The organism is Methylobacter tundripaludum (assembly GCF_002934365.1).
Lineage (GTDB): Bacteria > Pseudomonadota > Gammaproteobacteria > Methylococcales > Methylomonadaceae > Methylobacter_A > Methylobacter_A tundripaludum_A.
The window spans coordinates 13,755-25,649 of sequence record NZ_PTIY01000013.1 but is presented as its reverse complement, the minus strand read 5'-3'; the positions used below and the strand labels follow the sequence as shown (position 1 = coordinate 25,649).

General features: G+C 51.8%; 10 protein-coding genes. 9 read left to right on the top strand and 1 reads right to left on the bottom strand.

What is annotated here, in order from left to right; genetic code table 11:
- The first annotated feature begins 90 nt into the window (after positions 1–90).
- On the top strand, positions 91–1,527 hold the full coding sequence (locus B0F88_RS14895; RefSeq protein ID WP_104424728.1) for a hypothetical protein: 1,437 nt from the start codon (positions 91–93) through the stop codon (positions 1,525–1,527).
- A 10-nt stretch (positions 1,528–1,537) separates the two neighbouring features.
- Complete coding sequence (locus tag B0F88_RS14890) at positions 1,538–3,007, top strand: DUF1254 domain-containing protein (protein WP_181049916.1); 1,470 nt, start codon at positions 1,538–1,540, stop codon at positions 3,005–3,007.
- A 92-nt stretch (positions 3,008–3,099) separates the two neighbouring features.
- Here B0F88_RS14890 and nhaD read toward each other — a convergent pair whose 3' ends face one another.
- A complete protein-coding gene (gene nhaD, locus B0F88_RS14885) occupies positions 3,100–4,713 on the bottom strand; it encodes a sodium:proton antiporter NhaD (protein ID WP_374953588.1) in 1,614 nt (537 codons plus the stop codon).
- A 228-nt stretch (positions 4,714–4,941) separates the two neighbouring features.
- Between nhaD and B0F88_RS14880 the strand changes: the two genes are divergently transcribed.
- The 7 genes from B0F88_RS14880 to B0F88_RS14845 all read left to right on the top strand — a co-directional run bounded on the left by B0F88_RS14880 (position 4,942) and on the right by B0F88_RS14845 (position 11,895).
- Complete coding sequence (locus tag B0F88_RS14880) at positions 4,942–5,454, top strand: transcriptional repressor (RefSeq protein WP_104424726.1); 513 nt, start codon at positions 4,942–4,944, stop codon at positions 5,452–5,454.
- Between the two features lie 114 nt (positions 5,455–5,568).
- Complete coding sequence (locus B0F88_RS14875; RefSeq protein ID WP_104424725.1) at positions 5,569–7,614, top strand: TonB-dependent receptor; 2,046 nt, start codon at positions 5,569–5,571, stop codon at positions 7,612–7,614.
- Between the two features lie 155 nt (positions 7,615–7,769).
- Positions 7,770–8,978: a zinc metallochaperone GTPase ZigA gene (gene zigA / locus B0F88_RS14870; protein ID WP_104424724.1), complete on the top strand. Its 1,209-nt coding sequence runs from the start codon at positions 7,770–7,772 to the stop codon at positions 8,976–8,978.
- Positions 8,965–9,171 carry a hypothetical protein gene (locus B0F88_RS14865; RefSeq protein WP_104424723.1) on the top strand — a complete coding sequence of 69 codons (207 nt, stop codon included), beginning with the start codon at positions 8,965–8,967 and terminating at the stop codon, positions 9,169–9,171. The genes zigA and B0F88_RS14865 overlap by 14 nt, the downstream gene beginning before the upstream one ends.
- Positions 9,172–9,397: 226 nt before the next feature.
- On the top strand, positions 9,398–10,183 hold the full coding sequence (locus B0F88_RS14855; protein WP_104424721.1) for a ZIP family metal transporter: 786 nt from the start codon (positions 9,398–9,400) through the stop codon (positions 10,181–10,183).
- Between the two features lie 8 nt (positions 10,184–10,191).
- Complete coding sequence (locus B0F88_RS14850; protein WP_104424720.1) at positions 10,192–10,860, top strand: DUF1826 domain-containing protein; 669 nt, start codon at positions 10,192–10,194, stop codon at positions 10,858–10,860.
- 45 nt (positions 10,861–10,905) lie between these two features.
- Positions 10,906–11,895 carry a CobW family GTP-binding protein gene (locus B0F88_RS14845; protein ID WP_104424719.1) on the top strand — a complete coding sequence of 330 codons (990 nt, stop codon included), beginning with the start codon at positions 10,906–10,908 and terminating at the stop codon, positions 11,893–11,895.

Genomic DNA, 11,895 nt, shown 5'->3' with positions numbered 1-11,895 from the left:
CCATGATGGTTGAGTATGTGATAATGCGGCGACTCAGCGATCTAGTCCGCCTCTTAATTACGGCCCGAACCACCTATCACAGACCAGTATATGTTTCATAATTCCCGTTCAAGTCACCTAAATATTCCAAGCTCGAGTTGGCTAAGCTTTATTGGCGCAAGCGCCCTTATTGTTGCAAGCGTCTTTGCGCCAAGCGCGGCTCATGCCTTTTCCGAAGACATCTGCTTTCATTATGTCGATCCGCAGGCGAAATCGGGGGATGTTATCCCGTATGCATTTAATTGTTGGAATGTTCAATGCACCGACAGCCCCAAGCCGGAAAACGCACCGGCAGGCTGCGTGGTAAAAGGCACGGGAAGATACCTCAAGGCCACGATAGAAAAAGGCCTGCATGCCAGAAACACCTTGCATTTTGACTCGCTTTTTTTGTTTTCCAGAATGCTGGGACTGAGCTTCGACGATGCTTTCGATACCGCAGCCTATTCTGAGGCCACCGATCTGGTGGGGGGCTATGTGAATACCGATCAGTATGGCAAGGCGATGACGGCTCGGAAAACCGACAATTTACAGGGAATTACCCGCTTAAATACCCAAACAGGGGGCTATTCCTATCATTTCGTGCCTTGGCTGCGCACCGAAGATCATGCACTCAGCACGTCTTTGACCTATGACAAGGCCTACCTGCGGCACGGGCAGACATCGCCCTACGCCAACAGCGAAGCATTGATCAACCACCTGCGCGTATGGGCCTTCGGAAGACGGCAGACCCTGTGCGATTTTGGGCTGATCAAAGACCAGAACAATCCTTTGTCGGCCTGCTTTAGCGAAGATGACAAGAAAACGATTTTTGTCTCGATCCCCTATGTTTTCATCGATTGCGACAAATGCAGAGGCGAAAACACCTTCAAGGTCGCCTGGCAAAAAATATCACCCACCAATGCCGGCGCTTGTACCGACATCGACAGCGACAATACTGCGGAAGTCTGCGTTTACGATCCCGACTACGCGGCCAAAATCCACGGCACACCCAAAAGTCTGGGCATCTACCTGCATGTGATGGCGGATCGATTGTCCCACGATCACTGCACAAACCCCGCCTTCATTACCGAGGGCTGGGACAGAAAACAGCCGATGCCGGAGAAGATGGCGGCCGGTACCGACTATTCCGTCTGGTTCCCGGACTCATGCGGCACGATCAACCACATGGAGAAGCATTATCCTGAGACCGGACACAAGAAATTGCCCCTGCGATCAGTAAAAACACTGGCTTTTAGCTATCTTGAAATTCAGGATTGGGTCAAGGCAAGCAAGTACTTTGCAAGCCACCCGCAACAAAGAGCCGCGACGCCCAGACCCGGCTACCCAAAACTGCATGAAACCCAAAAAATTGTTCAAATGGTCGGCAATGCGTTAAAGCAGGCTGATGCTGGCGATCGTAACAAGGCGCTTTGCGAAATTGCGCTAAACGGCTATGGCGTCACGCCTTGGCATGACGGCAGTACGGATTGCAAATATCCCGCTAAATAAGGAGCTAACAATGACTGACTATTCAAGAACCGAGGACGAGAGCAATTTTTGCCTTGATTTGCCGCAAAGGACATTGCCCCAAAGCAGTGACTGGGAAGAGGAATATGCTTATTCGCTTGGGATACAAGCCTATATATATGGCTTCCCGTGGATTTACAATACCCAATTGCGCTGGCTGTGGGCCAGCCTCGGCGGCAAAAAGCTGAGCGAAGAAAAGGGCTTGCCGGATCTATATGCACCGATCAACTCGTTTCACCATGTAAGCAAACTTGCAAGCCCGGCTAGTCAAACGGGCGGCTGTCCCAATTGCGATACGCTGTATTCGACGGCATGGCTGGATGTGGCGCAGGATCCTATTGTGATTTCTGTGCCGATGGTTACAGATCGTTTTTATTGCATCGAAATGGTGTGTATGGACGCAGACAATTTTGCCTATGTGGGTACCCGTTCCACGGGGGTGCAGGCCGGCAATTTTTTGATCGCAGGTCCCGGCTGGAACGGTCAGGCGCCGGAAGGTGTATTCGATGTCCTGCCGCGTTCACGCACGGCGGGCATTCTGTTGATGGGACGAACCGGCGTCAACAACACCACACAGGAGGATTTGGACAAAGCCTGCGCCATACAGGAGCAATATCTTTTGACGCCGCTGTCCGATTGGCCTAACCTCCCATCGCCACAGCCAACGAAGGTAATGGCGCCCTATGGGGTTGATTACAATAACACCGCCGGCGCATGGAAAACGATGAACAAGGCAATGACAGAAAATCCGCCCGGATTGCCGCCCGGCATTAACCAGGAGCAGATGCTCAAACTGTTTGCGACCATAGGCATAGGCCCCAACCAGAGCCTGGATGACCAGTCCAATGCGACGCGCGCCGGACTTCAGCGCGCCGCCAAGGATGGCCTGTCGATGCTCCAAAAAATGACCAAAGGCCGGGGGAAAACGGTCAATGGCTGGACATATCCGCCGACCGACATCGGTCGTGCGGGGCAGCACAGCGATTTTATCACCCGCGCAGCGCTGCAATCATTGGCCGGCATTTGCGCTAATGACCCGGCTGAGGCGGTTTACATCAATGTTTTTACCGACAATGAAAATATAACGCTGACTGGACAGTCCAGCTATACCTTGACTTTCAAGGCGGGCGAATTTCCGCCGTTTGATGCAACAAAGCATGGTTTTTGGTCGGTCACGATGTACAACTCCACCTACAATCTTATTCCCGGCTCCAGCAGTTACAGCATCAATAGTTATTATCCTGAGTATCAAGGCCGGGATTCGTTGGGAGGTATGACTATTCTGATTCAAAGCGAGCAGCCGGAGGAACTTCCAGAAGGAAGCTATTGGCTACAATCGCCTAGCGGCACCGATGACGACACGTTCTTTTTGTTTCTCCGGGTGTATGTTCCTGAACCGTCGATAAGCGTCACGCAATCCTGGACGCCACCGAAGATTGTGCGCAACGATACAGCTCAATAAAGCTGTAGCCGGTGTCGATAGCGAAGCGTGTGCGGGCATGGTTTATGCCGGTTCCCAGGCAGGGGCTTTGGAACCGGCATAAACAGCTGATCCTAAAAATACCGGCCGTTAATCAGAAAGTGCACGGCGATACTGCCGAAGTAACCCAGAACGATGACCGGCGTCCATTTCAAGTGGCTGGTGAAGGTATAAATCCCTTTAGCCTGTCCCATCAAGCCGACTCCCGCTGCGGAACCGACCGCCAACATGCTGCCGCCGACACCGGCGGTCAATGTCACCAGCAGCCATTGGCCTTGAGAAATATCCGGCGCCATAGTCAGTACGGACAGCATGATGGTGCCGTTATCCACGAACGCTGAGGCGATGCCGACCAGAATGTTGGCTACAGTGGGATCGATGCTGTCATATAAATGATGGGACGCCACTTCCATATAGCCGATGAAACTCAAGCCGCCGACGCCCACCATGACGCCGTAAAAAAACAGCAAGGTGTCCCATTCCAGGTTGGCGACTTTCTGGAAAATGTCGAAAGGCAGTTCTTTTGCAATCTGTTGATTTACCTCGGCTTGCGGATTGTTCATATATTTCATCGGTGCAAAATGATCGATTTTGGCATCGGTCAAATCGACTGGAATCAATATTGAATGGGAATCGCGGGTTTTTTGCAGGTAATAACTGAAAAATTTCAAATAGGTCAGGCCCATCATCATTCCGGCAGCGGGAGGCAGGCCCAGGAAGTTTTCAAAGCAAGCCGAGGTAATAATGGTCAATACGAACAGAAAGATGATTATCCAGCCGCCCCGTTTCATGTCCTGGGCTTCCATTACCGCCGCGGGTCTTTGTTGCGGAATAAAGAAATGCATGATCGCTGCGGGTATTGCGAAGTTGACGATGGCCGGAATCAGCAGGGAAAAGAAGTCGGCGAAAGGCACTACGCCTTTTTGCCAGACCAATAATGTGGTGATGTCGCCAAAGGGACTGAAGGAGCCGCCCGCATTGGAGGCGACCACGACATTGATGCAGGATAAGGTGACAAAGCGCGGGCATTCTTTACCCATAGCCAGAATAACCGAACCCATCAGCAAGGCGGTAGTAAGGTTATTGCAGCCGGACGAGATAAAGAACGCCTGAAAGCCGGTAATCCAGAATAGTTGCCGATAGCTGAAATTCTTGCTCAGCAGCCAGACCCGCAGGCTGTCGAATACGCCCCGGTCTTCCATCGCATTCAAGTAAGTCATCGACACCATGATGAACAAAAACAGCTCGCCGTAACTTTCAAGAGTGGTGCGGAACGCTATCCCGACTTGTTCGCTCATCCCGCCGCTGGTATAAACGGCGGCAATAAAGATCCAGATAAGGCTCGCCGCAAACACCATCGGCTTCGATTTTTTTAACTCAGTCACCTCCTCGGTCATCGCGAGAATATAGGCAATCGCGAACACTATCAGGGCCGTATAGCCCGCCCAGTGCTGGGTCAAATCCATTGGGCTGGAGCCGGCCGCGTCTTCGGCGGCCGTTGACAGGGAAGGGAAGAACAGGGCGAGCAACAGGGGGCCATATAACTTAAAAGGCCGATAAGCTTTACGCGCAGTGTCGCCATGTCTACCTGGTACGTTTAACAGTGGCTGCGTTTTGCTGGGCAAGAGTGCACCATTTAAGGCAATCATCATTAAGGTAAAAATGGAAAGAAACACTTCAAATTGCATAGACGACTCACAAGAATATAGAAGATTAGTTGAGGAGGAAATCCAGACCAATTTAATAAGATTATTATATTTGAAATAGCCGGGACATGGGGGAAAGTATTTAGTGGGATAGAGATCAAGAGTGGCTAGTGGGGATGCGGCGTATTTGTTGTCTAAGTGGAGAGTGATTGCAAAGCTTTAGCGGATGTTATAATATAACATTCGATTTCAAGTAAACGGTTTTTTCCAATGAATACATCAGCCGAAGCAAGCCACAACCATTCCCATCCTTTAGGGCACGATCATAAAAAATGCGTCAGCGAGGCATTGGGCACCGCCGCTCAGCTATGCGTGGTGCGCGGCGTGCAATTGACGCCTATACGCCAGCAAGTGCTGGAGCTGATCTGGGAAAGTCACAAAGCGGTTAAGGCTTACGAGCTGTTGGATCGGATCAAACCTCTGATGGATGCGGCAAAGCCCGCGACGATTTACCGCGCGCTGGATTTTCTAATCGAGCAGGGCTTGATTCACCGGGTCGAGAGCCTCAACGCATTTGTCGGTTGCAATTGCTCCGCTCATCAGCATGAACAGTTATTGCTGATCTGCAATAACTGCCAGGAAGTGGAAGAGCGGCCGGCCCCGGAAGTCATGCAGGCGCTGTCGGAAGAAATCAAGCAGGCCGACTTTATCGTTCACAGCAAAGCCATCGAAATTCATGGCGTTTGCGCACAATGCGCGGAAACGATGGGCGATCAAAACTGATACCGTTATTTTTTTGGCAGGCAGGAAGGCTTACCGGGTGTTACGTTATAACATTATATAGCTGCGTCTTGAGCCAAGTCCATGTCTCACATTTTTAAACAATAAATAAAAACCATGAATAAAAAACTCACTGTTATTTTCTTATCGACAAGTGCGATAGCAACCAATGCCCATGCGGCTGATAATGACGCCCACAAACTGGAGGACATCGTCGTCATCAGTACCGGCATCAAGCAGTCCACCGCCAAATCGGCCAAGCCGGTAACGGTGCTGACGGGAGACCAGTTGCGGATGAAAACGGGGACAACCATCGGCGACACGCTGAAGAATGAACTCGGCATTACCAGCCAGTCGTTCGGCGCGGGTGTTGGTTCGCCGGTCATCCGCGGGCAATCGGGGCCTCGGGTACGGGTCATGCAGAACAGCCTGGGCAATAATGATGTCTCGTCATTAAGCCCGGATCATGCCAACGGCGTGGAACCGATTCTGGCGGAACGGATTGAAGTGTTGCGCGGGCCGTCGACGCTGTTGTACGGAAACGGCGCCATCGGCGGCGTGGTCAACGTGATCGACAACCGGATTCCCGAGCAGGTGCCGGACAAGCTGCTCGGCGGCGCCGGCGAGCAGCGCTATGATTCGGCAACCAACGAGACCTCCAGCGCCGTCAAGCTGGAAGGCGGAAAAAGCGGCGTGGCCTATCATGTCGACGGTTTTTACCGCGATCAGGGCAACACCCATATCGGCGGCTCTGCGATAGACGAGGATGCCGCCCGCTCTATCGATTCCAGTCTGAATATTGTGAACAATCCCAACGGCCTGATTGACAATTCAAAGGCGAGATCGCGCGGCGGCTCGGTCGGCATCTCTAAAATCGGCGATGCGGGCTTAGTCGGCGTTTCGATCAACAGCCTGGAGAAAAACTACGGCATCCCGCCGGACGGCAGCGGCGGCGCGCCGGTGACTATCGATCTGAATCAAACCAAGTACGATTTTAAAGGCCAGCTCAACCGGCCGTTCGCGCTGGCGGAAAAGCTGCGGATAAAATTCGGCTATACCGACTACAAGCATGTCGAAATGGACAACGGCACCCCGGCCACGACTTTCTTGAACAAATCCTACGAAAGCCGCGTGGAGCTTGAACATAAGCCCATCGGTTTATTAAACGGCGTGATGGGTTTTCAGTCGGTCAACAGCCAGTTTTCCGCGATCGGCGCAGAAGCGTTGGTGCCGCGTACCGACCTTAATTCCTACGGCTTGTTTGACGTCGAATCGTTCAAAATCGGCGATGTGACCTATGAGCTGGGCGCGCGCGGCGAATGGCAAACCATAACGCCGGAAAACGGCAACAGCCTGACTTATAAACCGCTCAGCGGCTCGGCTTCCGCATTGTGGGACATTACCGACCAGCATCAGGTTAGTCTGGCATTCACCCATTCGCAGCGCGCGCCGCAGATACAGGAATTGTTTTCCAACGGCGTTCATGAGGCCACGCACAGCTATGAATTGGGTAACGCCGGCCTCAATAAGGAGTTGTCCAATAACCTGGATTTGGGCTATCGCTACAATGCCGATTGGATGGCAGCGGAGCTGAATCTTTTCCACAATTGGGTCAACGACTACATTTATCAGCAACGAACCGGCTCGTTGTTTAACGAAGACGCCGAAGCATTTGAGGATGTTTGCTCTGGAACTTGTATTCCGGTATTGGAAAGCCGGCAGGCCGCGGCCACCTTCAAAGGCTTTGAAGCCAAAACCGTGTTTCCGCTGATGGAAAACCGTTACGGCGCGGTCGATCTGACTTTGTTCGGCGACTATACCCGAGGCACCTTTGAGCAGGGCGGCAACGTGCCCCGAATGCCGCCGCTACGCTATGGGCTGCAACTGAGCTACGAGAAAAACGATTGGTCAACCAATGCCCGGTTAACCCGTGGCGAAGCGCAAAATCATGCGGGCGAGCATGACTCCAACACCCCCGGCTATCTGTTGCTGGATTTGGGTGCGCAATACCGCTTGGCGAGTTTTGGCGGTTCCGAAATGCTGCTGTTTGCAAAAGGCAAGAACATGCTGAACGAGAACATCCGCAATTCGACATCGTATCTGCGTAATTTCGCCCCGGAACCGGGCCGCAGCGCCGAGATAGGTATTAGGGTGAGTTACTGATGAAAATGTCGAGAATCCATCAAGCCAGTGTAATTCCTGAGCACAAAAAGAATACTTGGGCCGCACCTTATACGGTATCGCTATTAATAAAGCGGGCCGGCTATTTAGCGTTGCTCGAGCAAAATCAACCAACAACAGCGTGAGCGCGCATAGTGATGACTGAAAAACGCTTACCGGTAACCGTATTGTCCGGCTTTTTAGGCGCGGGCAAAACCACGCTGCTCAATCACATTCTCGCCAACCGCGAGGGCTTAAAAATAGCCGTGATCGTTAATGACATGAGCGAGATCAACATTGACGCGGCGCTCGTTAAAAACGAAGTCACCCTTAATCGCGCCGAAGAAAAACTCGTGGAAATGAGCAATGGCTGCATCTGCTGCACATTACGCGAAGACTTGCTGGTGGAAGTCGGGCAACTGGCCAAGGAAGGCCGATTCGATTATCTGTTGATTGAATCGACCGGTATCGCGGAACCCATGCCGATTGCAGAAACCTTTGCCTTTAGGGATGAAGACGGCGTTAGTTTGTCGGATATTTCCAAACTGGATACCCTGGTGACGGTGGTCGATGCGGTCAACTTCATGCGGGATTACCTGGAAGCTCAATCGCTGAAAGACATCCATGCCGAACTGGGCGAGGAGGATGAACGCAATATCGCCGATTTGCTGGTGGAGCAGGTGGAATTCAGTAACGTGATTCTGATTTCAAAAGCGGATTTGGTGTGCAGTGACGAGCTGGCTAACCTGACCGCCATTTTGCACACCCTGAATCGCGATGCCGAGATCATCCCGATGGTCATGGGGCAAGCGCCTCTTCGTAAAATCATCAATACCGGACGCTTCAATTTCGAACAGGCGGAACAGGCGCCGGGCTGGCTGCAAGAAATGCGCGGTACGCATAAGCCCGAAACCGAGGAATACGGCATCGCCAGTTTCGTTTACGCCGCCCGTAAGCCGTTTCATCCCGAGCGTTTTTACGATTATCTGCATCGCGACGATTGGAACAACGGCACCTTGCTGCGTTCCAAAGGCTTTTTCTGGCTGGCCTCGCGGCCCGAATGGGTCGGCAACTGGTCGCAAGCCGGCGGCACCCTACAACATGGCTGCGCCGGACGCTGGTGGGCGTCGGTGCCTGAATCGGAATGGCCTGAAGATTACGTCGCGGATATTCGCGCTAACTGGCAAGCCCCTTTTGGCGATTGCCGGCAAGAACTGGTCTTTATCGGTCAAAACATCGATGCCGATAAAGCATGCCGGGAATTGGACCTGTGTTTGTTGAACGATGAGGAATTATCGGCCGGTAAGGGCGCATGGCAAACCTACCGGGATAATTTCCCGGAATGGTTGACCGATGAGCAGTCTTGATCGCACTGTTCATGCCATTGGCGCGGGCCTGTTAATAAGCTTGGGCTTGTTGTCGCCGTGGCTTAAGGACAAACGTTTAAAACGCATTGCGTCGAATTTAATCGCTGTAGTGGGTGGCGTGTTATTGGCGGATGCGGTATTGCATCTGCTGCCGAATGCCATTGCCGAATTCATTTACGGCTCACACCGGTAAGGATATGGCCGGTAATAACTTCTCGACATGGAACGGTGAAGTTTTTCCGTTCGCCCTGAGCTTGTCGAAGGGTGAGCGGAAAAATTTCGGGCCTACCGCGTCAAGCCGCTCATGCTTCGACAGGTTCAGCACGAACGGCTTGATGGCCGAAAATAGCGATTTCGGGAAGTTATTTTTAACCAAATCCTAAATTTATCCCAAAAGAATTTCCGAATAATGAATAACGATGAATCTTTCATTTGAAATAGTTGCGAGCGCTATCGGCGCAAGTTTTCTGGTCAGCCTGACCTCAATGAGCGGCATGTTCGCCTTATGGGTCGAGGCGGAACAATTAAAACGGATAATTCCTTATCTGGTCGCCTTGGCGGTCGGCGTGTTATTGGGCGACGCCTTTATTCATTTGATTCCCGATGCGGTAAACCGGCAGGGTTCGGTCTCCACGGTTTGTTTGCTAACCCTCGCAGGCGTGTTTATCTTTTTTATACTGGAAAAAGTGGTGCGTTGGCGACATGACCATCACATTGATATATCGGAACAATCCGGGTACATCAAACCCATCGCAAAGATGAACTTAATGGGCGACGCCATCCATAACTTTGTCGATGGCATTTTGATTGCGGGCAGTTTTTTAGTGGATCCGGTATTAGGCTTTACCACGACCCTGGCGATCATTGCCCATGAAATTCCCCAGGAAATCGGCGATGTCGGCGCACTGGTTTATGGCGGGTACCCACCGGCCAAAGCGGTTCTTTATAACTTTTATTGTTCGCTGACGGTTGTCGCCGGCGCGGTATTTACCCTGTTGTTCAGTCAAGTGGCGGAATCGTCCTTGGTATTTTTACTACCAATTGCGGCAGGCGGATTTATCTATATTGCCGCCACCGACATGATTCCCGCTTTACACGAACATTCAACGTTGCCCCATCTGTTTGGGCAAACGACAATTTTCGCATTCGGTATCGGCTTCATGCAGTCGATTATTATTCTGGAACGTTTTTTATTCAATCAATGAGGACAAACATGGTTGTTGCCGCGCAGCATTTAACAAAGCCGCTTTATTCTCAAGCTTACCTGTCTGACGACGTGGCCGATTTGGCCCAAATCTATCAACCCGGCATCAATCTTTGCCTGATAGAGCGACAGGTTGATAACGAGCTGAGCCGCTTTGTCGAGCATGTGTTAAGACTTCCCAATCCAATCGTTTTTGTTGAAAGCATTGACTTTGCGTCATTCGATTTCTTTAGCCTACAGCCTCGGGCAGCACATTTACCGGGTTACCGGGCATTTTGCAACGATGTGGCCGCTTTAACCGCGCTTTATTGCGATTTATTCGAGTTGAAGCGTGTCGGCTTGCGTTTGAATACCTTGGATCATGCCATGTGTCCCAAATTTCATGTCGATTCGGTGACCTGCCGTTTGGTGTGTACTTACGGCGGCATCGGCACCGAATGGCTGGAAGATGCTTATGCCGACCGGCGCAAATTGGGCCGTGGTTCCGGCGGCTTAAGCGACGAACTCTCAGGCCTGATTTTGGACACTAACGCGATCCACAATATGCCGCCTTATGCTATCGGTTTGCTGAAAGGCGGTTTATGGGAAGGCAACGAACAGCATGGCGCGATACATCGCTCGCCAAAATTGACGCTCAATTCCCCCCGGCGCTTGTTATTGACGCTGGATTTTGGCTGAGTTTGTCACGCAAACTTTATTTCTTTACAACCGATAGGATAATCCATGTCTGATTCTAACCGCTCCACACCTGTTCCGGTCACCATTCTGACCGGTTTTTTAGGCGCAGGAAAAACGACGCTTTTAAATCGTATCCTGTCCGAGGAACATGGCCGCCGCATTGCAGTCATCGAAAATGAATTCGGCGAAGCCGGTATCGATAACGACCTACTGATTCAAGGGGAGGAGCAAATCGTTGAAATGAACAACGGCTGTATTTGCTGCACCGTGCGCGGCGACTTGGTGCGGATTTTGGGCGAGTTGGCCGAAAAACGGGAGAACGGTTTGCTGCACTTTGAGCGGGTCGTTATCGAAACCACCGGACTGGCGGACCCCGCGCCTGTCGCGCAAACGTTTTTTGTCGAGCAGGATATTGGTGAATATTATCTGCTCGATGCGATTATTACCGTCGTTGATGCCAAACACGCACTTAAACAACTTGCTGAATGCCATGAAGCGGAAGAGCAGGTCGGCTTTGCAGACCGCTTGTTGTTATCCAAAACCGACTTGATAACGCCGGAACAACTGGCCGCATTGGAAGCGCGGTTACGCGCAATCAACGCCCGCGCGCCTATCGCTCATGCCCATTTTGGCGAAACCGACATCGGTGAAATTCTCGACATACGCGGTTTCAATCTCAATGCCATTCTGGAAATTGAACCCGATTTTCTGGAAGACGTCAGCCATGAACACGATGGCGGTATCGCGTCTTTCGTATACCGCACCGACAAGGCTTTCGATGCGGCCAAAATGATCGCCTTTATCGATGTCATGGTCAGGGATTACGGCAACGATTTATTGCGCTATAAAGGCATCGTCCATATAGCGGGCTGCGACCGCAAGGTGATTTACCAGGGCGTACACATGCTGTTGGCAGACAGTATCGGCGTGCCTTGGGCGGCCGATGAAATCCGTCGGTCAACCTTGGTCTTTATCGGGCGTAACCTGCCCAAACAGGCCATACACGAGGCGCTGGACAGTTGCAGGATCATTTGA